Origin of the sequence: Coprococcus sp. AF16-5 (assembly GCF_003479365.1) — a bacterium.
In the GTDB taxonomy this organism is placed as follows: Bacteria; Bacillota; Clostridia; order Lachnospirales; family Lachnospiraceae; genus Coprococcus; species Coprococcus aceti.
In genome coordinates this window covers 39,482-65,581 of the sequence record NZ_QUGZ01000004.1, presented here as the reverse complement: position 1 = coordinate 65,581, position 26,100 = coordinate 39,482, and the positions used below count along the sequence as shown (strand labels likewise).

The following is a 26,100-nucleotide window of genomic DNA, read 5'->3' as shown; positions in this document are numbered from 1 at the left end:
CTTTAATACAGAATAAACAGGAGATGTCCATATATGTCAGGGGAAAGATCAGTGGATGTTGAAAAAATAAATAATAATGAAAAAGGCTTTGAACCGGCGCATATCAGAAGTGTGATCTCGCTGGCTCTGTTCAGCTTTGTATTTCTGGGTATGGAATTCTTCTTCGACAGCAGAGCTGCGGAGTTTGTGGATGCCAGAAGTGTTCTGTTGTATCAGAGTGTGATACTGCTGGCCAGTGCGGTGGGACTATTCATATATGCACTGATTGAGAGATATGTCGGCAGCAAAATCAAACAGATAATAATTATTACTTTGAATATAGTGGAGGTTGCCGCGCTCGCAGCGATAATACTGTGTTCCGGCAAATTGATACTGTTATATGGAATTATATTCTTTATTGTGTGTGGTGTTATGGGAGGACGCGTGTATCACGATGTGAGCCGCGATTATACGGATAGAAAGCATCTTACGGTAATTGTGGGAATTTCATATGCACTTGGACTGCTTCTGCAGTATATCAATTATAATCTTATAGACAATGTGATCCTGCGTATGGTTATGTTCTCGCTGGCCATAGTGGCACTTGCAGTGATACTTTTTCTGGCCAGAGATGAATACGCAGAAGCGGAAGTGGACACATACATGGTAGATGAGCGGAACAAAACGGATTGCAAAGAAAAATGTGACGAAACAACTCCTGATAGCGGATCGGTGGCTGTGGCGCTTGTGATGGTTGTTCTTCTTATGACGTTTATATTTTCCGCACTGGATAATGTTGTGACCGTTGTCCACGCTGAGGGCGGGGCAGATGTGGGGCAATGGCCAAGGTTGTTTCTCGCATTAAGCGGAGTTGCAGCAGGCTTCTTGTTTGATATAAAAGATCAGCGCTTTATGAATCAGATGATGTACTGCGTTACAGTGTTGTCCGTTATAGCCATGCTTATCATAGAGTTTGGAGGGGCATTTATCATAGGTCTGATTGTATTCTATCTTGCAGCCGGATTCTTCGTAGTGTATTTCACGACAGGATTCATAAATGTATCCTATGGAATGCGTTGGTCAGCGCTTTGGTCTGGTGCCGGAAGGGCAGTCAACAACATTGGTGCGGGTATTGTGGGAATAATATCATATATGCTGATAGATTTCCCCGGAATCATGGTTATGAGTGTAGTGGTCATATTGTTGCTCGTACTTATAAGCATTGCGGTATTTGTGCTTGAAAATCTACAGAAGGAACAATATAGACGATATGATGAAGAAAAAGTGACGAAATCGGCGGAGAATTCTAACGCAAGAGTTGAGGTTGATTTTGAATGCTTTGCAGATGCTCATCACCTCACTGGACGTGAGCGGGAGGTGTTGCAGAAGCTGCTTGTATCTGATGGCAGTGTACAGGATATAGCGGATGAGCTGTACATATCAAGGGCATCCCTATATAGGCATATATCTTCCATGAATGAGAAGACTGGAACGAAGACCAGAGTAGGCCTTATTCAGTATTATTATGGATGGCATGAGGAATGATGATTGCGTGAGAGTTGATTGCTATGGAAGTATAAGTGTGCCAGATTGAAAATACACATATGGATTAGATAAAAGTGATGAATGAATGTAAAATTGAATATATAGCACATATTGAGACATATGTAACGTTATGAAAACGACAGCAGATGACTATAATCTATGACATAAAACAACAGGTGAGTTACTTACCTGTAGACGAAGAATATCATAGAAGGGGGAATGACTATGAAGCATTTCAGGAGATTGACATTTCTGCTGTCGTTTATTTTTATTCTGACGGTAGGCGGTGTCGCGGCGATGGCCGCAAACAATGGCCCGTGTGAGGATGAGGAGTGGAGCTTTGCATATGTTGAGTTCTACAATCCGGATAATAACGAAGCGATATATGTGTACAGCTTCAGGACTCCGCAGGCAGGAACAACTACCAGTGCCAAAGGTGCGGTGTATGACAAGAGTACGAACACTTTGACACTCACCAATTGTAATTTGCCGGATTACAGGGTCGTTACCAATATGATGGGCGATGATTTTAAGATCAAGCTCGTGGGAACGAGTCATGTAAGTGCATTGTATGCATGGGGAGATGGATATGGCGGTTCTGTGGAAATCGTTGGTGACGGTAAATTGTATGTCAACGAGAAGCAGAAGTCAACTGACGCAATAGTTTTACAGCCGGAGGGAACAAGATCATACTTCAAGATAAGCGGAAATGCTGAGGTACACGCATTTGCGGGAAAGACGGATGGCAACCTTGTTCTGGCCATGAACACAACGGTTGCAGATTGTTTTGCTGTAAATGGTTTGACAGGTCTTCAGAAGACACAGGCAACCAGAATGAACTATGAGCAGATACAGAGCATAGAGATTGATCTGAGCGGTGAAGGTGACATTTGTCAGGTGTACAAAAAAGCTGATGATAAGAAATTGTATACTGTGACGGAGGGGGTGCGTACCGAGTATAATCCAGATGGAACGATAAAGGCAGAGAATGTGCGTATATATACAGAGTATGAGCTCATGCCTATACCAGGAAACGATGGAAAGTATTATATGCATGAGCTGAAGACTACAGAGGGTACATTCAACGCTGAGGAGTGTGGATACACCGATACACAAGAATCTGTTGCCGGATATTCTTTAAGATCCTCTTCACCTGCATATGTGTACATTGAGGAGAAGACGGGCGATAAGTGTGTATTTTTATATAATTCAATAGATAATAACTACAAAGATTATGCATATTTCAAATATGACATAGCAGGTGTACTTGGCGATGTGACAGACAAGTATGGAAATGTGTCATCATATTATATGGTGGAGAAGTCAGAAGACAATGTTTCATTTACAAGAGACCAGTATTACAGCAATGAGTATATGTTGTCACAGGGTTACAAGGTATCCGGTGAGCTTGAATATATACAGAACACTTACGTGGTGTATAGTAATGCCGCGTCTGGCGTCCTCACAGCAAAGACGACCGTATGTAAGCACGCCACAAAGGTGAACACTGTGACAACAAAAGCAACAATGTCGAAGGCTGGCGTCATCACCACAACGTGTAGGTCATGCGGCAAAAAGCTTTCGACATCCAGAATATCCAAGGTGTCTACAATTAAGCTTAATGCGGCTTCGTATGTATATAATGGAAAGGTCAGAACACCGGCGGTTACAGTAAAAGATGCCGCTGGGAATATTCTGACAAAGAATAAGGATTACAAGGCCACCTACAGTGCGGGGAGAAAAAATGTAGGAAAATATTCGGTCAAGGTCACATTGTGCGGAAATAAATATAAGGATTCGAAGACAATGTATTTCACCATAAATCCGAAGGGAACCACCATTGCTGCGACTGCGTCCGGCAAGGGCAGCATGACAGTCAGATGGAACAAGCAGATGACACAGACAACGGGTTACCAGTTACAGTATTGTGCAAATAAGAATTTCAGAAGTGGCACAAAGGTAAAGACTGTAAGCAAGAACAAGACGATCAGAACAAGTGTCAAGAAGCTTGCGAGTAGAAAGACATACTATGTACGTGTGAGAACCTACAAGACAGTAAAGATAAATGGAAAGTCAGTGACATTTTACTCTGCGTGGAGCAAGGCGAAATCAGTTAAAGTAAAATAGCTTAATTACATCCTTTTGAACAACGGGGCGTATACAGAACATAACAACAGTTTTGTATACGCCCCACTTTTGGTGTGCAAAAATTGCAGATGGTATTATAATATACAAAGGCGATGTGAAGCTTCAGCCATGTACAAAGATGGATGGCTGGTGCTTCAGTATACAGACAGGAGTTATTATGAAGAAGATACTTGTGGCGGTTGACTCTTTCAAGGGAAGCATGACGAGTCTTGAAGCGGGGAATGCCATAAAAAAAGGAATAAAGTCAATATTGCCGGATACAGAGGTCAGGGTACGTCCTGTGGCTGATGGCGGAGAGGGCACTACTGATGCTCTTATATATGGAAGAGATGGTGTCAGCAGAGAGCGATGTTATGTGACCGGACCGCTTGGTGATAGGATCACTGCGGAATATACAATATATAATGCCGCAGACGGGCGAACTGCTGTCATGGAGATGGCAGCGGCGGCGGGGCTTCCACTTGTTCCGGAGAACCGGAGAGATCCGATGCATACGACTACATATGGTGTCGGTGAGATGATAAATGATGCTGTTTCAAAGGGATGTGAGCGTTTTATCATCGGGATAGGTGGTAGTGCAACGAATGACGGCGGGATAGGAATGCTTCAGGCTCTTGGATTTTCCTGTCTTGACGTGAATGGTCATGAGGTGCCATATGGGGCAGAGGGGCTTGGAGTCCTTGAAAGGATTGTTATTCCAGGGAAGATGCTTGTCCGTAAGAATTCATCAGAGCTGGCTGTAGCAGATCCTGTCGATACGCCAATTGTAGGCACTGCTGCGATATCTGGTGCAGGTGCTGTCGATGAGTCATGTGTAGATGATGATGACTTTGCATACAGACTATCACGCTGTACATTTAGTATCGCCTGTGACGTGACTAATCCCCTTGTGGGGGAGCTAGGGTGCAGCCGTGTATTTGCACCGCAGAAGGGTGCAGATGCGGAGACGGTGGAAATCATGGATGGCTACATGAAAAACTATGCTGACGTTGTGGAAAGATCAGCTGAGGGAAAGTCTGACAGAAACACTCCGGGTGCTGGCGCTGCGGGCGGACTTGGATATGCGTTTCTCATGTTCCTAGGTGGAAAACTTATGCCGGGAATAGATATAGTTCTGTCAGAGATAGGGCTTGAGGCGGATGTAGAGTGGGCAGATACTGTCATAACCGGTGAGGGCAGGATAGATGCCCAGACCATGATGGGCAAGACCCCATTGGGAGTCGCAAAGCTTGCAAAGAAACACGGCAAATATGTGATCGCCATAGGAGGATGTCTTGGGGATGGTGCGGAGAACTGCGTCAAAGAAGGATTGTTCAATGAGTGTTACGCAGTGAACAATGTGCTTGGTATAGATGACAGTGATTCGGAGCAGGTGAGAACGGCGATGAAGCCTGAAAATGCTGCGGCGAATTTGACGACGTGTGCCGCAAAGATCACAGAACTTAAGGAACAGATGTCGGCACGTGTGTGCAGACCTGCACTGCTTAGATAGATATGGGATTGAATTTGTTTGAAACAGAATCAGAGGCGTGTGAATTTTTTCTGCAAAAAATGAAGAGATATGCAAGGAAATAAATTTACTACTATATAATACGAGGAGAATAAAAAGATGACAAGAGAAGAAGCGTGGGAATTACTCACAGAGTACAACAAGGATGAGTTTCATCTGGAGCATGCACAGATCGTAGAGGGAACCATGAGGTATTTTGCAAGGGAACTTGGTTATGGCGATGAGGAAGAGTTCTGGGGAATAGTCGGACTGCTTCACGATCTGGACTTTGAACAGTATCCTGAGCAGCATTGCATCAAGTCCCAGGAGATCATGAGAGAGCACGGTGTTGACGAGAGGATCATACATGCGACGGCAAGCCATGGCTATGGTATCACGGTTGACATAAAACCAGAACATGAGATGGAGAAGGTTCTCTATGCTGTGGACGAGCTTACAGGACTTATCGGAGCGGTTACACTTATGAGACCATCAAAGAGTGTTCAAGATCTGGAACTCAAGTCAGTTAAGAAGAAATACAAGAGCAAGGGATTTGCTGCGGGATGCTCCAGGGAGGTCATCGAAAGAGGTGCAGATATGCTTGGTTGGTCACTTGATGAATTGATCACCAAGACTATAGAGGCACTCAGGACATTCAGACCATGATCGGGGGTATAAAGAAAATCGGAGAATTTGTCCGCAAAGAGACAGTGCTCACCGTGGCACTTCTGCTGGCGGTGATATCGGCATTTATCGTGCCTCCGGACAGCGCGTATGTGGACTACATAGATTTCAGGACACTTGCGATACTTTTCTGTCTTATGACAGTGGTCGCGGGATTTTCACAGCAGGGGATGTTTGGCATCATAGCGAAAAGTATGATAAATCGTATGGGTTCGCTCCGGACGGTGACAATTGTCCTGATATTCATGTGTTTCTTTTTCAGCATGTTTATCACAAATGATGTGTCGCTCATAACATTTGTACCGATGACACTCACGGTCCTTGGTATGGCAGGGGAGGAAGTACTCACCAGATGGATGGTGCCGGTGATAACCCTCCAGACCATAGCTGCGAACCTTGGCAGTATGCTGACACCCATAGGCAATCCGCAGAACCTGTATCTGTACGGACTTGCAGGGATCAGCGCAGGCAGGTTTGTATTGCTTATGCTGCCATATACAGTGGCATCGGCAGCGCTTCTTGTAATATGTGTCATAGTATGCATGAAAGGAAAAAACAGGCAGCTTGAGATCAGACTTTCAGGCAGTGATATACAGGTGAACAGGAAGCTGGTGGGTATATATAGCATACTATTTGTGCTGTCGCTGCTCACCGTGGCGCGGATCGTCCCATACTGGGTGACATTTGCGGTAGTGCTTGTGGTAGTCCTTATATGCCAGAGAAGATTGCTGCTGAAGGTAGACTATTCGCTGATATTCACATTTGTGGGATTCTTCGTGTTTATCGGAAATATGGGAAGAATCGATGGATTTAGGACATTTGTAGAGAAGGTGCTTGGTGGGCATGAGGTGATAACTTCGGTCCTTGCCAGTCAGGTCATAAGCAATGTTCCGGCTGCAGTATTGCTGTCAGGATTTACAGACAGGTACACAGACCTGATAGTCGGTACCAATCTCGGCGGACTTGGAACTTTGATAGCATCTATGGCGAGTCTGATCTCATTCAAATATGTGGCGAGACAGGACAAGGGTGCCAGAGGAAGATATCTGGCGTATTTCACATTTGCAAATGTGCTGTTCCTGGCGGTGCTTATATGCATGTGGGGAATAATATTTTAGCCAGAAAAATATTGCCCTTAGATGGCAGTAGTCATAAAATAGAATGGTAAGTTTCTTCAAATTAAGGAGGCAGATAATATGAGTAAGAATCTTGGTGCAAAACCTATGCTGGTGCCACAGCCGGTCATGATGATCGGAACATACGATGCCGATGGCAATGCAAATGTCATGAATGCGGCATGGGGCGGAATAGTCGGAGCAAATGAGATCATATTTGACCTTGGAAGTCATAAGACTACCGAGAATATAAAGCTGAACAAAGCTTTCACAGTTGCCATTGCTGATGCAGAGCATGTGGCAGCCTGTGACTATGTGGGAATCGTGTCGGCAAATGACGAGCCAGACAAGATGAAGAAGGCTGGTTTTACAACCAGAAAGAGCGAGTTTGTAAATGCTCCAGTCATCAACGAGCTTTCACTGACAATGGAGTGCAAGCTCAAGGAGATCATAGACGGGGACAAGTTCCTCGGCGAGATTGTAAATGTTGTTGCAGACGACCGTATCCTGGGCGATGACGGCGAGATCACATATGAAGAGTTCCATCCGATCGTGTTTGACACCATCGGACATGGATATTTTGCACTCGGCGACAGGGTTGGCGATGCTTTCTCAGAGGGTAATAAGTTGAAGTAGGAAAGCTTGTAACTTGGGAAAATCATCAAATTGTACATTGTAACATGAAAAAATTAGCCGTTTTTGGAAGAAAAACCTTAATTTTTCAAGCAAATGTTAAATATACATATGGAAAAAGGCGAAATAATGTGATATAACAGACACATACAAAAAAGCACAAGCTAAAGTGAAAGGAAGATGTAGATATGGATAAGAAGAATATCGATTGGGCAAACCTTGGATTTGGCTATGTTCAGACGGATAAGAGATTTGTAGCAAATTATAAGGATGGAGCATGGGATGAGGGTACACTCACAGAGGATCCTAACGTAGTATTAAACGAGTGCGCAGGTGTTCTTCAGTACGCTCAGACAGTTTTCGAGGGAATGAAGGCTTACAGAACAGAGGATGGTCGTGTTGTATGTTTCCGTCCTGACCTCAACGCAAGCAGAATGGCAGACTCAGCAAGAAGACTTGAGATGCCACCTTTCCCAGAGGATAGATTTGTACAGGCAATAGTAGATACAGTAAAGGCAAATATTGATTATGTACCACCTTACGGATCAGGTGCTACATTATATATCAGACCATATATGTTCGGTTCAAATCCAGTTATAGGTGTTAAGCCGGCAGACGAGTATCAGTTCAGAATCCTCACAACACCAGTTGGTCCTTACTTCAAGGGCGGTGCAAAGCCTATCACAATCAAGGTTTCAGATTTCGATAGAGCAGCACCTCACGGAACAGGACACATCAAGGCTGGTCTTAACTATGCAATGAGCCTTCATGCAATAGTTACAGCACACAAAGAGGGATTCGATGAGAATATGTATCTCGATGCAGCTACAAGAACAAAGGTTGAGGAGACAGGTGGAGCAAACTTCATCTTTGTTACAAAGGACGGCAAGGTAGTTACACCTAAGTCAAACAGTATCCTCCCATCGATCACAAGACGTTCACTGATGGTAGTTGCAAAGGATATCCTTGGACTTGAGGCTGAGGAGAGAGAAGTATACTTCGATGAGGTTAAGGATTTTGCAGAGTGCGGTCTGTGCGGTACAGCAGCAGTTATCTCACCTGTAGGCAAGATCAACGATCACGGCAAGGAGATCTGTTTCCCAAGCGGTATGGAGAAGATGGGACCAGTTATCCAGAAGCTGTATGATACTCTTACAGGAATCCAGATGGGCAGAATCGAAGGCCCAGAGGGATGGCTTAAGGTAATCGAGTAATTCGGTGTGAGATAATAATTATTGAGAACATTATACCCCACAGATGTCTGATGGTAAGTCGGATGTCGGTGGGGTTTTTGTGTATCCAAGTTAGTTCGGTGTAAGAAAGATTAGCCCCATATACTAACAATTAGAATTGACTTGCACCGACACTGAAGAGTTATAATTGTATAGACAATAGAAGAAACGAAAGATAAATTGTATATCGGATAGTGCGTTGATACATAAGATGATTCATGAAATCAATTATTTTGAAGGGGTGGTTACTATGATGTCATTATCAGATGCAGTAAACGGTTTCTCAGGTGAGATAGCTTGGAACTGCGCGGACAGATCCCTGTTCGGCGCATGTCAGCTTGAGACCGGAGATCAGGTGCAAGTCGTATCGTCTTACTTTGGCAATGTGATAATCAAGGCAAAGGGAAAAAGACTTGCTATAACAAGAGATGCGGCGGAGCGGATAAAGCTGGCTTAGATTGAAAGTCAGAAGAAACGGGAAAAAACGGTAGTTGCTGGAGAACAGTGATATGTACCCAGAATCCTGGACACATATTTATGAACTAGGCTGAACACATGGATGCTATCCTGTATTGTACAGGTGGCATCCATTTTGTTTTTGCCTGAATTCTTTTGTTATTATAATAATCTATATATTCTTCAACCGCTTGTGAGAATTCTTCGAAGGAAGAATAGTCTTTCTCATAACCATAATACATCTCATTTTTCAATCTTCCAAAGAATGTCTCCATAATACAATTGTCATAGCAATTACCTTTCCGTGACATGGATTGTACAATGCCATGTTCTTGTAAGGCATTTCTAAAATTGACATGCTGATACTGCCACCCCTGATCAGAATGAAATATTAATCCTTCGACAGAAGGAAATTTTTCAAAAGCTTTATTTAGCATTCTTTCTATCTGGCCAAGATTAGGAGTCCTAGATAAATCATATGAAATGATTTCGTTTGTATTCATATCTAACACTGGCGATATATAACACTTTCCCCATGAAAAATTGAATTGAGACACATCTGTGGTCCATTTTTGTAAAGGCGAAGTTGTGCTGAAATCTCTGCCTATTATATTATCAGCAATCTTACCAACTTGTCCCTTATAGGAATGATATTTCTCCTTTGGTCGTTTGCCGGCTAATCCTGATTCATGCATAAGACGCTGAACTCTCTTATGGTTCACCTGATACCCGCGATTAATAAGTTCCTGGTGAACCCTTCTTACGCCATATCTGCGTTTGTTCTCCTCAAAAATATTTTTTATTTCATCTAGTACTTCTTGATTGCGTTCGGCAACAATATCGTTTCTGTTAATCTCAAAATAGTAAGTAGATTTAGCCATATGCATTGCTTTTAGGAGATACTTTAGTTGATATCCTTTTTCTCTGAGTTCTTTGATGATTGCTGCTTTTTCGCCTTGAGTTGCGCAACCCATTTTTCTTGCCTCAAGGCGATCCGTTTTTTTATTACTTCATTCTCGGCTTTGATATATTCATTTTCAGTTCTCAAGCGTATCAGTTCTTCTCGTTCCGATTCTGTTAAAGGTAATGGATTTGTTGATTTTTTCATTCTCGGTTCCTTTGTTGGTCGTCCTTTTTTACTTTCTACCAATCCATTATATCTGGCAATTCGCTGAAAGATATTTCTTTATTCTTACGACGGTTTAATTCCTTGTAATAATCTTTCACGACACTACGGACAACTTTCTTTAAACAACTTTCAAAACGACATTGAACTGTTTTCTGGAAGTCAGACGGTTTCATCAATCTCACCTCCTTTCCTTTATGATTTGAAAAGTGTTTATCCCTCTTTCCGCACCATATAAGGACAGCTAGGTGTGATTTAATGACCTCTTTTGAAAAATTTTTTAAATTTTTTCGGGTATGAAAAAAGCCCGCACAAAACATATAGTCTGTACGAGCCTTTAAAGCTAAAACATAGTAATATTGTATCATTAAGAATCACAAATCACAAGTGATTTGTGATTAATCACTTGTGATTTGTGATAAGTGATTTGTGATTAATATATAAAAGCCCTCTTTAAAGGGCTTTTATGTTTATTTTGAAAAAGAGATAAAATCAATATATCCCTTTTCCCCAATTTTTACAACGGCATTGTAGGGCTTTTTCTCTTTGTTTTTGATTCCTTTTACCAGGGTTTCTTTTCCCTCCAGTAATTCTTTTACATTCGTTTTGGTTAGTTTTTTCTTTCTAAAATGTTCAGCTAAAGTAAACTTACATTCAGGATAATTTGAACAACCATAAAACGATTTTTTTAATACAATATTGTTGCCACACTTAGGACATTTTCCTGCAAGGGGTCCCGAGCGCTTAGTGGGAATTTGTACCCCTTATCGATACAAATTCCCCGTAGGCGCTAGGGACCTCTTTAGCTTCTTGGAAGCTGTCAGTAGTATATCTAATAATTTATCTCCATTCCCTTTAGTAACGTGTAACTTTCCAAATTTAAAAAAGCGACTCATAGAATTATTTCCTCCCGTTAAATAATAGATAACTATTAAAAATAGACAATACTTGCTCATAAGTAATGGTACTTAAATTGTTTACTTTGGCGTGTTTCATTGCTTGATGAAACTGATTTTCAGTAAACAGTTGACGATATTCTCGATTGACCCATTTTGAAACAAAGTACGTATATAGCTTCCAATATTTATCTGGAACATCTGTGGTATGGCGGGTAAGTTTTATTAAGACACTGTTTACTTTTGGTTTAGGATGAAAGCATTCCGCTGGCAGCTTAAGCAATTGCTGAATCGAGACTTGAGTGTGCAAGAGCAACCCTAGTGTTCGGTGAATATCCAAGGTACGCTTGTAGAATCCTTCTTCAACAATCAGATAGATGTCAGACGCACGGCTTTCAAAAACCACTTTTTTAATAATTTGTGTGCTTAAATGGTAAGGAATATTCCCAACAATTTTATACCTCTGTTTGTTAGGGAATTGAAACTGTAGAATATCTTGGTGAATTAAAGTGACACGAGTATTCAGTTTTAATTTTTCTGACGATAAGTTGAATAGATGACTGTCTAATTCAATAGACGTTACCTGTTTACTTATTTTAGCCAGTTTCGTCGTTAAATGCCCTTTACCTGTTCCAATTTCGTAAACGGTATCGGTTTCTTTTAAATTCAATTGTTTTATTATTTGGTTGAGTACTTTTTCACTCGTTAAAAAGTTTTGAGAATATTTTATATTTTTGTTCATGTAATCACTCCTGAAGTGATTACATCTGTAAATAAATACAGAAGTTAAACGATTTGTTTGTAATTTTAGTTATCTGTTTAAAAAGTCATAAGATTAGTCACTGGTAGGAATTAATCTAACGTATTTATTTATCTGCGTAATCACTGTTTTTAGTCTGTTTCAAAACAGTAGATGTTTTATCTACATTACGCATTTGGAATACCAACATGACGAATCCCTCCTTCTTAATTACAAATTTTTAGCATCTAATTTAACTTCAATTTCTATTATACAAAATTTTAAGATAACAGTCAAGAACATATCTGCACAAGTTGTAGATATACCATAAATGCTGATAATCAACATGATTACGCTTACCATCAAATAAGTAAGTGTTTCTTGCTTATTAAAATTATCCATAGTACAACGTGAATTCCAGAGAAAAAGAGAAATCGCACCAAGAATAATACTTAAAACAAAAATGACATTTCTTTTTTTACTGTCACGGAACATTTTCTTTTCATTTTGTTTGTCAAAATAAAGAAAATCACGTATCGTCATTTTACTTATTCTTCTTAATAGATTAAGCAAAACCAAAACATAAATAGTTAAAAAATAAATTATCAATAGTCCAATAGAAACGAAATTCAAAGAAATAAAGAGAGTTTTTGGAATACCCAGTAAGTTTACAATTACTAACGACACAAACTGGCTGAATAAAAAGCCAATAGGAATAGCTAATACAAATGCTAAAATTCCCAACAGTATATTTTCAATTACAACTAAGTGGGCAATTTCTTTTTTCTTAATGCCAAGAAGCATATATGTTCCTAATTCTTTACTTCTTTTTTCAAACATAAATTTCGTTGTATAGTTGATCAAAAAGCATATCACAAAAATAATAAGAATATTTACAGCGAACAATGAATTCTTAAATGCATCCATACTGGAACATAACTTTACAATTTCATCAGAATTTGCCACCAAATTAAAAGCAAATATAAGAGAAAAGGATGCAGTAACGGTTATCAGATAAATCAAATAATCTTTAATATTTCTTTTTGTATTTCTATACGCTAACTTACCTAACATTTCCCACTTCACCTCCGAGCAAGGTTAATATATCCAGTATTTCATTGAAGAAATCTTTTCTGCTTTTTTCCCCTCTGAAAATTTCATTGAATATTTTACCGTCTTTCAAGAACAAAATACGTTCACAGAAAGACGCACTAAACGGGTCATGTGTTACCATTAAAATAGTAGCCTGCATTTTCTTGTTGATTTCAGACATTGTTTCCAGTAATAATCTGGAAGCTTTTGAGTCCAAAGCTCCCGTCGGTTCATCAGCTAAAATCAGTTTCGGTTCATTGATTAAGGCTCTAGCACAAGCACAAGTCCAGCTTATAGGCTTCCTGCACCACATAGCCCGTTGCATTACTCAAATACAAACTGATAGTCCAGACAAAGTTGGTAATGCAGTACAGCCCGTATTGTACCGATTTTCCGATACCGTCGAGCCAGTTCCACGGAAGCCACGACCAGCTATTATCGACGAAAAAATCAAGCTGGTAGTTGGAAAGGGGATATTTTGAATAAAGATTTTCTGCGTTTATGGTATCGTCTACAAGCCCCGTCGCATGAGCCACCGTCCCCAAAAGTGAAAGCAGGATAAGGGAGAGTGCCACCACGAACAGAGCCATTTTGAGAAAGTGGAAAATCTTCTTTTTTGTGAACACACCTTTTATCCTTTCTTTCATCACTCCACCTCATTTCTCTGTACGGGCGGTCTGGTATCAAAGGCGTGTAAGGTCGATACGCTTCATCACGCCACCGTCTATGAGTGCGTCCATGAGAAAGTCATACCAACTTCTTTGTTGTGCCAGCAGGTAACTTTCAAACTGTCGGCAACCACGCCCCTTTAACTCTAAAAGGACACCTTTTTCTTCGTCAGCCGACGTATAGATAAAGATGTCCCCTAAGGTCGCTGTTCTTTGGGTCTAAGATATAAAGGACAGCGTTGGTATGCAGTAAGGCTTCAATGAGCGTCAGCAGAAAATAAGTTTTACCGCCACCAGTCCCACCAGCAATCAAAGCGTGAGGGAGTGCGTCATATTCCCACACAAGATTTTTCATCAGCCTAAGACAGCCGTTTTCTGCCCATACTTCATCAATGGTAATGCGGTTTGCTATCATGTCATAAAGCAGGGTGTATTCAATATAGCCGTCATGTAAGGTCTTGTCGGTCAGCTCGCAATACAAGCCACTTTCCAATTTATCCTCTAACCGTAAAAGCTGGTCTTGATATTTTCCTAACGTGATTTCACAGCGGATATGGAGCAATCCCTTTTCCATTTGATAATAAATCTTTGGAAACCAGACGATTTTTTCCCTTGATCTGCTTTGCAGGTCAGTAAAAAAACCGCTGTCTTGTACGGTATCGGCTTCATACCACTTATTTTCCAGTATCATTCGTGCCAGCTTTTGACGGTGCAATAGCTTCTTGAAACTGTCGTAACAGAAGCGGTAATACAGAAAAGCGACCAATGCACAAACACCAGTCGCTATCAGCACAGTTATGAAGTTGTAAGGGGAAAGCGTCAAGCCGTTTTCTAACAAGCTGAAATGTTCCCAGTCGGTACGCATGAGCTGTTTGATGTTCAGTAGCAGAAGAACCGCCATGAATACAAACAGAAGCGTCCCTATGGAAAAGTGGTAGACAAGGTGCTTGTCGCTGGCTCTGATACGGTGTCCTTTGTTCCAAATCATACGCATAAATCAATCCTTTCTAGGTATGAAAAAAGCAGTCAATCCTAAGACTAACTGCTTAATCAACAATAAAGTGTAAATTTTATTGTTTCTTTTCTTCTTTTTTATCTTTTTTATTTTTTCTATCCCACCAAGTACCTGCTAATGAACAACTTCCGCCCATAACTATAAAGCCAATCATAATAAGCCAAAATTCCATGATTTCTCCTCCCTTTTAATTTGTTAAATGCTGGCAAATAAAAATTACAACAAAACATATAATAAGTGCGATTACACCTGCAATGAATGCAAATATGATTTTTTGATAATTTCTTTTTCCTATTTCTTGTTGTGTTTCATCATGCGTTAATTGCTTTCCGTCAATAAATGCCAAAATTTCTTTATAGGTTTGAATGTCATGGCTCTTTTTGAATTTTTCAATCTTACTTGCCGTATAGAGCGTTATTGCAAACAAGCATAACCAAATAATAATTCCTATATTTCCCTTAATACTAAATAAAGGATAGGCACTTATGGCTACGACTATCAATTCAATTAGGAAAACTACACTTATCACATTAAACTTTTTAATAGTTGCTTTTTCTACAATCTCCCTCATCTCCTTTATATCTTCTTTTATAAAATTATCTAAAGACACATTGAAGATATTAGATAAAGTAATTAAACTTTTAACATCTGGACAACTTTTATTTGTTTCCCAGTTAGAAATTGTTTGTCTTGAAACAAATATTTTAAGAGCCAGTTCTTCTTGAGAAATTTTTTGTTGTTCCCTAAATTTTTTGATTTGTAATCCAATATCCATCTTGAATCTTCTCCTTTATTGTATATGAATATAGCTATTTTGTCTGTCAAAAGCCTTTGACATTGCCATTTTCCCTTGTCAAAATAGTTTTACATGGCTTAAAACAGAACTTTTCAACTAATTATATCGGTTCTATATATAAGTTACAAGAAAAATATGGGCTCACATTTATTTTTTCATCTGTCCTTGCGGTACATGGTTCTGTGGATTGCCTGCGTTCTGATTGCCTTTATTCTTCAACACAATATCCTCTGCCTTTACATACCAGTCCACATCTGCACCCGTATAGGTTTTTCGTGATACCGTATCGGCTACTGGATTGACAAGCTCCACAACTGCATTGTACGGAAATTCCCTTACTGGTACTTCTGGCGGTACAGACACGGGGATAATTCCACCATGCAGACTGCACTTCAAATCATAGATACGCTTTTTAAGCTGGGTACTCGGTGTCCCGTCCTCATTCTGCAAGAATACATCACGCACTGCTGTAAATTTTAATTCTCCAAATGTTTTCTCTTTGTCAATAACAAAACCGTTTGATAATCTCATAATATTTTCACTCCTTTACTTTTCTTCAACTGCTACAATATCATCAGCAAGTAACACATAATCGGTATGTCCCATATCCCCAATTGCGTAACCTCTGCCGTATAATTTCGGATTGACAAGTTTTACTTTCTGTTCATACTTGAAATGCTTTTCGCCAGCCTGCACGGGAATTTCCACGACAACATTTTCGCCTTTCTGCACATCAGAATAAAGGTTGTAGCTTCGTCTGGCTAAGACCCTGCGGTTATTTTTATCTCTTTCAAAGATAGGCTCGCTTTCGCCTGCAAATTCAAGTGTTCCAAAAGACTGTGCCATATCTGGCACGACATATTTCATTTCCATATTGTTTTACCTCGTTTCTTTCTATATTTGATAAGTTTTTGATAGTGATTTCTTATTCTGGCGGTTAGGGAAGTACCAGCAAGTCCCCAGATAGTAAAGGGTAAAATAAATGCTTACGCACCCTTGACTATCCGTGTTCTTGCAGGTAAGTAGCAGACAAGCCAGAATAAGCGGAAGTCTGCCGACACGGTATCGGCGGAGAACGTGATTTTTCTTTTCTCATATCGTTACCGCCTTATGATTTCTTCATTTTACGGCGTTTGCAGAAGAAGATACCTGCCAGTCCAGCACCAGAAGTTAGTAATAATGCAAGCAGTCCGTAAAGGTTCGTGTTATCGCCCGTTTTTGGACTGTCTGTTTTATGCGGTGTATCTGGTGTCTGTGGTGTTTTGGGTTTCTCTGGTTCTTCTGGGACTTCGGGTTTTTCCTTAAAGGTAATCGTCTGTCCCTCGTTGTCAATGTCTTTATGCTCGGTAACTTTCTTCGGCTCGTCTGGATTGCTTAAATCGTACAATTCTTCAAAAGTTACAAGCTGTTTGCCGTCAAGAGAAGTAGCGTCAAAGGTAAAGGCAACTTCCGCTTTCATAGTTTCGCTGTCTGCGGTAAAGGTGTAATCACTTTCCACACGTTTTCCATTGATAAGAAGCTCTGCATTTTCTTCTTTCAACATCTGCCAGCCTACAAGTTTGTACTGTGTGCCGACTTCTAAGCCCTCTAAGGTTATGGTATCAATGATTGTTACCTCTTTTCCAGCTTCAAGCTCTTTGTTGCCGTCCTTATCGGTAGCAGTCGTATGAATTTTGATGATACGCTCTGTGATAAGTACCGTCTGTCCGTCGTCCTCAATGTCTTTATGTTCCGCAACTTTTACGGGTTCTTCTGGATTGCTCAAATCGTATAATTCCTCGAATGTTACCAGATTTTTACCGCCAAGCTCGGACGCATTGAATGTATAAGTAATTTCCACTTTCATAGCTTCATCATCAGCGATAAAGGTATAGTCATTTTCTACACGCTTTCCATTGATAAGAAGCTCGGTGTTTTCTTCCTTTAACATCTGCCAGCCTTTGAGCTGATATTTTGTGCCTTTTGTAAGTCCGTCTAATTTGACGGTATCAACGATTGTTACCTCTTTTCCTGCAAGGATTGTCTTTTCGCCGTCCTTACTGGTCGCTGTGGTATGGATAGAGATTTCTTTTTCGTATTCATCAGTCAAAGTACCTAAATCAATCACAAGGTTATTTCTTGATACCACGATTTCAAAAGGTGGGATAAGCTCAAAGCCTTTGTTACTATCGCAACGCATTTCTTCAATGATGTAGGTATCATAAGGCAACGCCCCTTTGCTGTCGTCTGGTTTAGAAGTTCCAAACCATACACCGTCCTCGCTGGTCTTTCCTGCGTTGGTATTATGCTTATGAGAAGCCCAGTCAGAAGAAGTGGAGAATTGCCCGTTATCATCAGTTACCACAACATGACTTTCGCCCGTTGTCTTGCTTGTGATCCTAAAGGGAACATCAGCAAGACGCTTGTGTGTGCCTGCTCCGATTTTTACGCCCTCAATATCTCCACGCTTAATCTGATTGTAGATAGAATGGGCTTCGTCGGTTAAATCAACGATTTTTCCATTCTCTGTGATTGCAAAATCAATCGGTTTTGCACCGTCTGTCAAATATCCGTTTGGAGCTTCACTCTCAACGATACGGAATTTTCCATAAGGTAAAAGGTCAGCAGACGTAGAAGCGACACCCTCAATGTCTGTATGGATTGTCTTTACCACTTCATTTTTCTTGTATAGCTTGCCCTCAACCAGTACCGCATTATCATTTAAGGAAATGATGTCAAAGGCAGTATCTTTCAAAGTGGCACTTCCTTGTGGTTTTGTATCGCCCGTTTCTAAATCTCGTTTCTGAATTTTCACACCGCCACGGATAACCTTGTCTGATACAGAAAACTGGTTACTTCCAGTCAATACGGCAAGGTCGCCGTCCTCGGTAATCTGTGTTACATATAAGCCCTTAATCTGTTCGGACTTATCGCCAGCCTGCATATATGCACCGTCCAGCAAGTAACCGTTTGGAGCTTTTGTTTCTTCTACGGTTAGTGTTCCAAGTGGAAGAACGGCTTTGCCGTCCTGCATATAGAAACTGTCGCCAGATACCTTGTATGCGTCCGCTAATTTTGTAACATAGTGGATTGTACCGTCGCTGTCTGTTTCGGCGATTGTCTTTGTAACCCATGTTCTTGTAGCTTCGGCAGGGAGATTGTCTTTATTGTAGAAGCCAGTATAATACTTCCATGTAAATTCCGCACCTGCTAAAGAAGCGTTCCCCTGCGGATTGTCTTTCTGTGTTTCCATATCAATCTTGAAGAGTTCAATCAAAGTGTCTGTTACCTTTGGTGTATCTGATACGTTCAAGGTCGCTGTCTTTCCAGCTTCAACCTTTAAGGAATATATATTTGTATCAACCTTATATCCTGCTGGTGCGGATAATTCCTTGATATAGACTGTGTCAGCCGTTACCTCTACGACATCTGTATTTCCGTTTTCATCAGTCGTAAGGGTGGCAAGCTGTTTCGTGCAGTCCTTATCAGCAAAGACACCGTATGTCGCACCAGCGATAGAGTAATTCCCGTTACCGTCTGTAATGCTGGTATTACTGGAAGTCTTTTGAAGTTTCGCATTTCCAACATTGAGTTTCGCCCAGAATTGTCCCAATTCCTGCCCCTCGCCAGAGTAGATATAACCGCCACATTCATAGCGTCCTTTATTCTCTTTGACAAAGGCTTTTGCACCAGCGAAAACTTCGTCCTGCGTTGCCTTTGGAATTTCATCATAAGAAGCTCGCACGTTATCGCATTGCCAGCCAAGATGTACGCTTAATCTCTGCCAGACAACAAGCTGTCTTAAAAGGTAGGCGTGGTTTTTGCTTATTCCGTTGTGGCTGTCTGTGTACTGTTTTACATATTCGATAGATAAGGCAACGTCGCTTATCTGGTCGGCACTCATACGGGTGCTTGCGTCAGCTCTGGTCTTGTAGCCATTCTTAAAGTCTGTGTTAATGTCGATACAGTAAGCGTCCTCGCCCTCAACGGTCAAATGTCCCTCATTAAAGGTAGAACCAATCGAACCGTCATTCATTACTTTTTCAACGATACCGACACGCTCTTTTGACTCCGTCCAGTATTGCTTACTTTCTGCATGAACGGGTGTAGTCGGCAAAGCAGTAACGACAGTTGCAAGAGCTAAGAAGCCCGTACACAATCGTTTTAACATCTTTTTCATAAATCTAATGCTCCTTTCATTTTTGGTAATAAAATAACCGTCCATAATGAACGGCTGAAAATAGAAAAGGAACGTCATTTTAGGCGTTCCATAGTCTATGAGTTATTCAATTTTTCTTGTTTCAATACTGATGTGCTGTACCATATCTTTGCATATCTAGGAAAACTTGCGTATCAAGGCTCATTCAATGGTAGTAAATAAGTAGTAAATTGATGTGTTTGTTTCCTTGAAAATGCTGATAGATACTGTGTTTTAGCGGATAATCAGATTTTTATTGTGTTTTTGTCATAAAAATTATTAAATCTTTATAGATATTTAATTGACTGAGAATATATGCAATGATAAACTTTCAAAGATATTTAATTAAAGAAAGAATACGCTTGAAAATGTAAAGGGGAAAACAACGTCAGCTAAAGCATGGCATTTTCTCCGTCAGAAGAAAGCGTAGATATCAGATGAATGTATCCCTGCATAATGTATATTAACGTGTACAACATAACAGCACCTGTACAGGACATTTGAGGCCACCGGTCCTTAGGTGGCATGTAAGTGGCACCTTAGTACCGCTGTAGGCCGAAATGAGCGGGAGCGATCCGGTACAGGTGATGTTATGTTGTGCACATAGAAAGACTAGAGGGGGATACATTCATCTGATTAATAATTGTTCAAGGAGGAAATGACATGCAGATATTCAGAAATCTGAAGCCATATTGGAAGTCGGTCATTATCATAGCCCTTCTTCTTGTTCTGCAGGCATACTGTGATCTGTCACTTCCGGACTACACCTCAAAGCTCATAGATACCGGTATACAGAACTACGGTATAGAGAACTGCAGTCCGAAACAGATCCCAGAGAAAGCCTACAACGTGATAGGCGGATTTATGGATGACGATGAGAAAGCCGTATGGGAGAAATATTATAAAGATGGTTCGGATGGTTATTATTACCTGACAGAAGATGGCGAGGAACACATAGACGAAGTGGATAGTGCCTGTATGAAGGGGCTTATGATGTATTACTATCCATATCAGATGGTGAACTCTGACGAGGACAACGAGATCAAGGCAGGACTCGACAAGATGGGAATCACCCTTGACGAGATGCCGGAGGAGATGTGGGCGCAGATCGGTGAACAGATGAAGCCTGTGGTTGATGGCATGCTCGACAGCATGGGTGAGGATTATATGGAATCCACAGCCATAGCATGTACAAGAATATGCTACGACAGCTTTGGCTACGATTATAAGGCAGGACAGATGTCATATCTGAAGTGGGCAGCGGTGAAGATGCTTGGAATGTCACTTCTCATGGCAGCAGCTGCGGTTCTCATAGGACTTGTGGCGTCAAGGGTTGCGGCAAGCGTTGCCTGCGGACTCAGAGAGAAGGTGTTCAACAAGGTTATCGCATTTTCGGATGCTGAGATCAACAAGTTCTCAACTGCATCTCTTATAACGAGATCTACAAATGATGTCCAGCAGATACAGATGGTTACAGTTATGATGCTCAGAATGGTTCTATATGCACCGATACTTTCTATTGGAGGAATCGTCAAGGTTGTTGAGAACGGAGCCGGAATGGGCTGGGTAATATTCATCGGTATAGCAGCAGTTGTGATCCTCATGGGAACGCTTATGGTCATTGCCATGCCAAAGTTTAAAGTTATGCAGACACTGGTGGACAGAGTAAACCTTGTGTCAAGAGAGATACTTACAGGTATCCCGGTTATCAGGGCATTTGGCAGAGAGGAACGGGAGGAAGAGAGATTCGATGAGGCAAATAAAGACCTGACGAAGAACACCTTGTTCGTCAACAGAGTCATGACATTTGCAATGCCTATACTCATGTTCATCATGTATGCAATAAGCATACTTATAGAGTGGGTGGCAGCCCACAAGATTGATGCGGGTGTCCTTCAGGTAGGATCAATGACTGCATTTATTACATACACAATGCTTATTATCATGTCGTTCCTTATGCTCAGCATGATGTCAGTCATGCTCCCTCGTGCCAGCGTGGCAGCAGACAGAATACAGGAGATCATAAACACTGAAGTGACAGTTCAGGACGCAGCCGGGGCAAAGAAGCTTGAAGCACCAAGGGGTGTCGTAAAGTATGACAATGTCGCATTTGCATATCCGGGCGCAGATGAGAATGTACTTGAGAATATCTCATTTGAGGCCAAGCCTGGACAGACTACGGCGATCATAGGAAGTACCGGTTGTGGTAAGAGTACACTGGTTCAGCTCCTCCCGAGATTCTATGATGTTACGGAGGGTTCGATAACGATAGACGGACAGGATATAAGAGACCTCACTATGGAGAGCGTGAGACAGAATATCGGTTTTGTTCCGCAGAAGGGAATTCTGTTCTCGGGAACGATTGCGTCCAATATAAGATTCGGTGCACCGGATGCATCTGATGAAGATGTCAAGCTTGCAGCTGAGATTTCCCAGGCATCCGACTTCATAGAGGAGAAGGAGCATGGTTACGACAGTGCGGTTGCTCAGGGCGGTGGAAATGTGTCCGGTGGTCAGAAACAGCGTCTTGCTATAGCCAGAGCCATAGCAAGAAAGCCGAAGATCCTGATATTTGACGACAGCTTTTCGGCGCTTGATTTCAAGACGGATGTGGCAGTCAGAAAGGCACTTGGCGAGCACATAAATGACAGCACGGTATTTATCGTTGCACAGCGTGTAAGCACTATACTCTCAGCAGATCAGATACTTGTGCTTGACGAGGGTACGATAGTCGGCAAGGGAACTCACAAGGAACTCATGCAGACCTGTGAGGAGTACAGGCAGATAGCCGAGTCACAGCTTTCTCCATCGGAGATAGCGGCCAGTCTTGGAACTGACTCAGAAAGGCAGGTGTAGGACATGTCAGAACAGAATCAGACAAATAATCAGAGAAGTTTCAGAGGTCCTAGAAGAGGCCACGGTCCTATGATGGGCGGCGATAAAGCCAAGGACTTTAAGGGAACGATAGGAAAGTTATTCAGATATATAGGCAAGTACAAGGCCGCGGTTGTTGTCGTTGCTATATTTGCAATTGGAAGTACGGTATTCAACGTAGTATGTCCGAAGGTACTCGGCAAGGCGACAACAGTCCTGTCCGAGGGAATCATGAACAAGATAACAGGCAACGGCGGAATTGATTTCACGTATATCGGTAAGATATTGCTGTTCTGTCTTGGCCTGTATGTGCTGAGTGTGGCATTTAGCTTTGTACAGGGCTTCATCATGACCGGTATCACACAGAAGGTGTGCTACAGGATGAGACGTGAGGTGTCCGAGAAGATCAACAGGATGCCGATGAGTTACTTTGAGAGCAGAACCTATGGCGAGGTACTTTCAAGGATTACAAATGATATAGATACCATGGGAAATGGTCTGAACCAGAGTATCACACAGCTCATCACATCGGTTAGTACGGTCATCGGTGTAATTGTGATGATGCTCACGATCAGCCCGCTTATGACACTTATATCAGTGCTGATACTTCCGATAAGTATCATGCTCATGATGTTTGTCATCAAGAAATCCCAGAGATTCTTCAAGCAGCAGCAGGAATACGTGGGACACATAAACGGGCAGGTTGAAGAGGTGTATGGCGGACACAATGTCATAAAAGCGTTCAATAAGGAGAACGACGTTAGAAGAGAGTTCCATGAGACAAATGAGACTCTGTACAAGTCAGCATGGAAGTCACAGTTCTTCTCAGGATTGATGCAGCCTATTATGATGTTTGTCGGTAATCTGGGCTATGTGGCAGTTGCCATATCAGGTGCGGCTCTTGCGATCAGAGGAACTATCCAGATAGGTGATATCCAGGCATTTATACAGTACGTGAAGAACCTCACACAGCCAGTTCAGCAGGTTGCCCAGGTCACAAATATGATGCAGCAGATGGCAGCAGCCGCTGAGCGAGTATTTGAACTTCTTGAAGAGAAAGAAGAGGAGCAGATAGTAGAGAATCCTGTATCCACAGAGGGAATCAAGGGTGAGGTAACATTTGAGCATGTAAAGTTCGGATACAACCCGGATCAGATCATCATCAAGGATTTCTCAGCCCATGTAAAACCGGGACAGCAGGTAGCTATAGTCGGACCTACCGGAGCGGGTAAGACCACCATGGTCAAGCTGCTCATGAGATTCTACGACGTGAATGGCGGTGCTATACTACTGGACGGACACAATATTAAGAACTTCAACAGACGTGAGCTCAGGGATGTATTTGGCATGGTGCTTCAGGATACATGGCTGTTCAAGGGCACTATCATGGAGAATATCAGATACGGAAGACTGGATGCCACGGATGAGGAAGTCATCGCAGCGGCAAAGGCAGCTCATGCACATAGATTTATCTCGGCACTTCCGGGTGGATACAACATGGAGCTCAATGAGGAGATAACAAATATCTCCCAGGGACAGAAACAGCTCTTAACTATCGCAAGGGCAATTCTTGCTGACAATCCGGTCCTGATCCTCGATGAGGCTACATCGTCAGTCGATACGAGAACAGAACACAGGATTCAGAGAGCCATGGACAATCTGATGAAGGGTAGGACAAGCTTTGTCATAGCCCACAGACTGTCAACCATCAAGAATGCAGACATAATCCTTGTTATGAAGGACGGTGACATCATAGAGCAGGGTAACCATGATGAGCTCATGGCTCAGAATGGATTCTATGCGGATCTGTATAACTCGCAGTGGAGTTAAAGAATATTGAATAATAGGGTATGAAAGCCTGTATAAGCCTATATGAAATCATATTTGACGATTGTCATTGTGGATGATTTCACATAGGGATTATGCAGGCTTTTTGTTATAGATTTGGCGGTTTATAGAATTTTAAGCATTGATAGTGGAGTACTCTTATCATATTCCATAGTTTAAAGCTATGGCAAGCCTCAAAATAATAGTATTTTCCATGGACAGCCTATCCTGCTAGAATATCCTCAAGTTAAGAAAACGAGAAAACACTACGGAGGATAAAGACATATGAGCAAATTACAGACACCTTTCAGATACGATTTTGTAGGAAGCTTTCTGAGACCACAGGCACTCAAGGATGCGAAGGCAGCATACAGGGACGGAAAGATCACCAAGGAGGAGTTCGACAAAGTTGTTAATGAGGAGATTACCAAGGTCGTTGCAAAGCAGAAGGAACTTGGATTCCATGCGATCACAGATGGCGAGTTCAGAAGAACATTCTGGCATCTTGACTTTATGTGGGGACTTGATGGAGTTGCCCATGAGAACACTGGAAATGGTGTGAAATTCGATGCAGAGCTTGCGGTTCTTGATGATACGTATCTTGTAGGTAAGATAAAGGCAAAGGCTCATCCATTTGTTGAATATTTCAAGTTCTTAAAGCAGTTCGAGGATGAGAATACAGTTGCAAAGTATACGATACCGGCTCCTGCACAGACATTCCAGCAGATGATAGTACCTGACAATATTGCAAACACAAGGAAGTTCTATCCTACAAATGAGGAGCTTATCCAGGATATCGGAAAGGCTTATCAGGATGTTATTAAGCAGTTCTATGATGCTGGATGCCGAAACCTGCAGCTTGACGATTGTACATGGGGAGCCATAGTGGGGGATGCAGCAAAGCAGAGATATAGGTCGCTTGGAATATCACTTGAGGATGTCAAGAAGGAGCTGCTTGCAGTGAACAATCTTGCCCTTGAAGGAAAGCCGGAGGATATGGTCATCACTTCACATATCTGCAGAGGAAATTACCACTCAACATTCTTCACAAGCGGTCCTTATGACACAGTTGCAGATTATGTATTTGCAAATGAGAATGTAGATGCGCTGTTCCTTGAGTATGACGATGAGAGATCGGGCGGATTTGCACCTCTTGCAAAGGTTTCAGAGAACAAGAAGGTCGTGCTCGGACTTATCACAACAAAATCTCCGGTTCTTGAGGATAAGGAGAAGGTCATTGCAAGGATCTATGAGGCTGCAAAGTATGTACCACTTGACAGATTATGCCTGAGCCCTCAGTGTGGATTTGCATCGTGTGAGATCGGAAACAAGCTGACAGAGGAAGAGCAGTGGGCAAAGCTCAAGCTCGTTAAGGAGATAGCAGAGGAAGTCTGGTCATAAAATAGAGTATTATAGAAGTGAAGTGGCGGCGAACAGAAGCAAGAATCTGTTCGCCGCTTTTTGTGTTATGAAATCTGTTATATACAAGCCTGATCGATATATGATACTATTAAGAAACGCGGAATCCTTGCGGGAGTTATATTCCCAGTGTTTTTGCTCGTGAGGATACTTCTTCTGAGAAAGAAGAATGCTAAAGAAAATGTATGTT

The 26,100-nt window shown here is 41.7% G+C and carries 20 protein-coding genes and 5 pseudogenes; 11 read left to right on the top strand and 14 right to left on the bottom strand.

Annotation, left to right across the window (positions count from 1 at the left end; genetic code table 11):
• Nucleotides 1-33 precede the first annotated feature (33 nt).
• From DWW70_RS11015 to DWW70_RS10980, 8 genes are all read left to right on the top strand, one after another.
• Nucleotides 34-1,524 carry a helix-turn-helix domain-containing protein gene (locus DWW70_RS11015; protein WP_118017641.1) on the top strand — a complete coding sequence of 497 codons (1,491 nt, stop codon included), beginning with the start codon at nt 34-36 and terminating at the stop codon, nt 1,522-1,524.
• A 225-nt stretch (nt 1,525-1,749) separates the two neighbouring features.
• Nucleotides 1,750-3,651 (top strand): fibronectin type III domain-containing protein, encoded by a 1,902-nt coding sequence (locus tag DWW70_RS11010; RefSeq protein ID WP_158564590.1) that lies wholly within the window; start codon nt 1,750-1,752, stop codon nt 3,649-3,651.
• 178 nt (nt 3,652-3,829) lie between these two features.
• The gene (locus DWW70_RS11005) at nt 3,830-5,164 is read left to right on the top strand and encodes a glycerate kinase family protein (RefSeq protein ID WP_158564589.1); all 1,335 of its coding nucleotides are present in this window, start codon (nt 3,830-3,832) and stop codon (nt 5,162-5,164) included.
• Between the two features lie 117 nt (nt 5,165-5,281).
• Nucleotides 5,282-5,827: a domain HDIG gene (locus DWW70_RS11000; RefSeq protein ID WP_022216309.1), complete on the top strand. Its 546-nt coding sequence runs from the start codon at nt 5,282-5,284 to the stop codon at nt 5,825-5,827.
• On the top strand, nt 5,824-6,963 hold the full coding sequence (locus DWW70_RS10995; protein WP_118017636.1) for an SLC13 family permease: 1,140 nt from the start codon (nt 5,824-5,826) through the stop codon (nt 6,961-6,963). The genes DWW70_RS11000 and DWW70_RS10995 overlap by 4 nt, the downstream gene beginning before the upstream one ends.
• A gap of 78 nt (nt 6,964-7,041) precedes the next feature.
• Nucleotides 7,042-7,596: a flavin reductase family protein gene (locus DWW70_RS10990; protein ID WP_015533453.1), complete on the top strand. Its 555-nt coding sequence runs from the start codon at nt 7,042-7,044 to the stop codon at nt 7,594-7,596.
• A gap of 185 nt (nt 7,597-7,781) precedes the next feature.
• Nucleotides 7,782-8,807 (top strand): branched-chain amino acid aminotransferase, encoded by a 1,026-nt coding sequence (locus tag DWW70_RS10985; RefSeq protein ID WP_004853734.1) that lies wholly within the window; start codon nt 7,782-7,784, stop codon nt 8,805-8,807.
• Nucleotides 8,808-9,075: 268 nt separating this feature from the next.
• Nucleotides 9,076-9,282, top strand: a complete 207-nt coding sequence (locus tag DWW70_RS10980; protein WP_055147308.1) for a FeoA domain-containing protein — start codon at nt 9,076-9,078, stop codon at nt 9,280-9,282.
• A gap of 85 nt (nt 9,283-9,367) precedes the next feature.
• Here DWW70_RS10980 and DWW70_RS10975 read toward each other — a convergent pair whose 3' ends face one another.
• The 14 genes and pseudogenes from DWW70_RS10975 to DWW70_RS10895 all read right to left on the bottom strand — a co-directional run bounded on the left by DWW70_RS10975 (nt 9,368) and on the right by DWW70_RS10895 (nt 19,772).
• Nucleotides 9,368-10,255 (bottom strand): IS3 family transposase, encoded by an 888-nt coding sequence (locus DWW70_RS10975; protein ID WP_118649851.1) that lies wholly within the window; start codon nt 10,253-10,255, stop codon nt 9,368-9,370.
• Between the two features lie 178 nt (nt 10,256-10,433).
• Nucleotides 10,434-10,727, bottom strand: a pseudogene (locus tag DWW70_RS15500) (RNA polymerase sigma factor); the annotation flags it as partial.
• A gap of 150 nt (nt 10,728-10,877) precedes the next feature.
• A complete protein-coding gene (locus tag DWW70_RS10960) occupies nt 10,878-11,162 on the bottom strand; it encodes a topoisomerase C-terminal repeat-containing protein (RefSeq protein WP_118018414.1) in 285 nt (94 codons plus the stop codon).
• A 145-nt stretch (nt 11,163-11,307) separates the two neighbouring features.
• Nucleotides 11,308-12,045, bottom strand: a complete 738-nt coding sequence (erm(B), locus tag DWW70_RS10950; RefSeq protein ID WP_117479738.1) for a 23S rRNA (adenine(2058)-N(6))-methyltransferase Erm(B) — start codon at nt 12,043-12,045, stop codon at nt 11,308-11,310.
• A 124-nt stretch (nt 12,046-12,169) separates the two neighbouring features.
• A complete protein-coding gene (locus DWW70_RS10945) occupies nt 12,170-12,253 on the bottom strand; it encodes a 23S rRNA methyltransferase attenuation leader peptide (protein ID WP_001814874.1) in 84 nt (27 codons plus the stop codon).
• 20 nt (nt 12,254-12,273) lie between these two features.
• Nucleotides 12,274-13,116, bottom strand: coding sequence for an ABC transporter permease (locus DWW70_RS10940; protein WP_243017715.1), 843 nt, complete (start codon nt 13,114-13,116; stop codon nt 12,274-12,276).
• Nucleotides 13,106-13,417: pseudogene (locus DWW70_RS10935) on the bottom strand (ABC transporter ATP-binding protein); the annotation flags it as partial. The gene DWW70_RS10940 and the pseudogene DWW70_RS10935, both read right to left, overlap by 11 nt.
• Nucleotide 13,418: 1 nt before the next feature.
• Nucleotides 13,419-13,781, bottom strand: a pseudogene (locus tag DWW70_RS10930) (CD3337/EF1877 family mobilome membrane protein); the annotation flags it as partial.
• Between the two features lie 48 nt (nt 13,782-13,829).
• A pseudogene (locus DWW70_RS10925) lies at nt 13,830-14,006 on the bottom strand (MobT family relaxase); the annotation flags it as partial.
• Nucleotides 14,002-14,796: pseudogene (locus DWW70_RS10920) on the bottom strand (ATP-binding protein); the annotation flags it as partial. The pseudogenes DWW70_RS10925 and DWW70_RS10920, both read right to left, overlap by 5 nt.
• A gap of 208 nt (nt 14,797-15,004) precedes the next feature.
• Nucleotides 15,005-15,592, bottom strand: a complete 588-nt coding sequence (locus DWW70_RS10915) for a helix-turn-helix domain-containing protein (protein WP_003061262.1) — start codon at nt 15,590-15,592, stop codon at nt 15,005-15,007.
• Nucleotides 15,593-15,760: 168 nt separating this feature from the next.
• Nucleotides 15,761-16,144 (bottom strand): YdcP family protein, encoded by a 384-nt coding sequence (locus tag DWW70_RS10910; protein ID WP_003062614.1) that lies wholly within the window; start codon nt 16,142-16,144, stop codon nt 15,761-15,763.
• Between the two features lie 15 nt (nt 16,145-16,159).
• Nucleotides 16,160-16,486 carry a YdcP family protein gene (locus tag DWW70_RS10905; protein WP_003059926.1) on the bottom strand — a complete coding sequence of 109 codons (327 nt, stop codon included), beginning with the start codon at nt 16,484-16,486 and terminating at the stop codon, nt 16,160-16,162.
• 235 nt (nt 16,487-16,721) lie between these two features.
• Nucleotides 16,722-19,772 carry an SrtB-anchored collagen-binding adhesin gene (locus DWW70_RS10895; protein ID WP_003060618.1) on the bottom strand — a complete coding sequence of 1,017 codons (3,051 nt, stop codon included), beginning with the start codon at nt 19,770-19,772 and terminating at the stop codon, nt 16,722-16,724.
• A 681-nt stretch (nt 19,773-20,453) separates the two neighbouring features.
• Here DWW70_RS10895 and DWW70_RS10890 point away from each other — a divergent pair.
• The 3 genes from DWW70_RS10890 to DWW70_RS10880 all read left to right on the top strand — a co-directional run bounded on the left by DWW70_RS10890 (nt 20,454) and on the right by DWW70_RS10880 (nt 25,892).
• Entirely contained in the window at nt 20,454-22,646 is a 2,193-nt protein-coding gene (locus DWW70_RS10890; protein WP_118018412.1) for an ABC transporter ATP-binding protein, read from the top strand.
• Between the two features lie 3 nt (nt 22,647-22,649).
• Nucleotides 22,650-24,494 carry an ABC transporter ATP-binding protein gene (locus tag DWW70_RS10885; protein ID WP_118018410.1) on the top strand — a complete coding sequence of 615 codons (1,845 nt, stop codon included), beginning with the start codon at nt 22,650-22,652 and terminating at the stop codon, nt 24,492-24,494.
• 282 nt (nt 24,495-24,776) lie between these two features.
• Nucleotides 24,777-25,892 carry a 5-methyltetrahydropteroyltriglutamate--homocysteine S-methyltransferase gene (locus DWW70_RS10880; RefSeq protein ID WP_118649850.1) on the top strand — a complete coding sequence of 372 codons (1,116 nt, stop codon included), beginning with the start codon at nt 24,777-24,779 and terminating at the stop codon, nt 25,890-25,892.
• Nucleotides 25,893-26,100 lie beyond the last annotated feature (208 nt).

What these genes read in the sequence shown, in the direction of transcription:
- DWW70_RS11015 (WP_118017641.1), top strand. Translation starts at nt 34, where the DNA reads ATGTCAGGGGAAAGATCAGTGGATGTTGAAAAAATAAATAATAATGAA.
- DWW70_RS11010 (WP_158564590.1), top strand. Translation starts at nt 1,750, where the DNA reads ATGAAGCATTTCAGGAGATTGACATTTCTGCTGTCGTTTATTTTTATT.
- DWW70_RS11005 (WP_158564589.1), top strand. Translation starts at nt 3,830, where the DNA reads ATGAAGAAGATACTTGTGGCGGTTGACTCTTTCAAGGGAAGCATGACG.
- DWW70_RS11000 (WP_022216309.1), top strand. Translation starts at nt 5,282, where the DNA reads ATGACAAGAGAAGAAGCGTGGGAATTACTCACAGAGTACAACAAGGAT.
- DWW70_RS10995 (WP_118017636.1), top strand. Translation starts at nt 5,824, where the DNA reads ATGATCGGGGGTATAAAGAAAATCGGAGAATTTGTCCGCAAAGAGACA.
- DWW70_RS10990 (WP_015533453.1), top strand. Translation starts at nt 7,042, where the DNA reads ATGAGTAAGAATCTTGGTGCAAAACCTATGCTGGTGCCACAGCCGGTC.
- DWW70_RS10985 (WP_004853734.1), top strand. Translation starts at nt 7,782, where the DNA reads ATGGATAAGAAGAATATCGATTGGGCAAACCTTGGATTTGGCTATGTT.
- DWW70_RS10980 (WP_055147308.1), top strand. Translation starts at nt 9,076, where the DNA reads ATGATGTCATTATCAGATGCAGTAAACGGTTTCTCAGGTGAGATAGCT.
- DWW70_RS10975 (WP_118649851.1), bottom strand. Translation starts at nt 10,255, where the DNA reads ATGGGTTGCGCAACTCAAGGCGAAAAAGCAGCAATCATCAAAGAACTC.
- DWW70_RS10945 (WP_001814874.1), bottom strand. Translation starts at nt 12,253, where the DNA reads ATGTTGGTATTCCAAATGCGTAATGTAGATAAAACATCTACTGTTTTG.
- DWW70_RS10940 (WP_243017715.1), bottom strand. Translation starts at nt 13,116, where the DNA reads ATGTTAGGTAAGTTAGCGTATAGAAATACAAAAAGAAATATTAAAGAT.
- DWW70_RS10915 (WP_003061262.1), bottom strand. Translation starts at nt 15,592, where the DNA reads ATGGATATTGGATTACAAATCAAAAAATTTAGGGAACAACAAAAAATT.
- DWW70_RS10910 (WP_003062614.1), bottom strand. Translation starts at nt 16,144, where the DNA reads ATGAGATTATCAAACGGTTTTGTTATTGACAAAGAGAAAACATTTGGA.
- DWW70_RS10905 (WP_003059926.1), bottom strand. Translation starts at nt 16,486, where the DNA reads ATGGAAATGAAATATGTCGTGCCAGATATGGCACAGTCTTTTGGAACA.
- DWW70_RS10895 (WP_003060618.1), bottom strand. Translation starts at nt 19,772, where the DNA reads ATGAAAAAGATGTTAAAACGATTGTGTACGGGCTTCTTAGCTCTTGCA.
- DWW70_RS10890 (WP_118018412.1), top strand. Translation starts at nt 20,454, where the DNA reads ATGCAGATATTCAGAAATCTGAAGCCATATTGGAAGTCGGTCATTATC.
- DWW70_RS10885 (WP_118018410.1), top strand. Translation starts at nt 22,650, where the DNA reads ATGTCAGAACAGAATCAGACAAATAATCAGAGAAGTTTCAGAGGTCCT.
- DWW70_RS10880 (WP_118649850.1), top strand. Translation starts at nt 24,777, where the DNA reads ATGAGCAAATTACAGACACCTTTCAGATACGATTTTGTAGGAAGCTTT.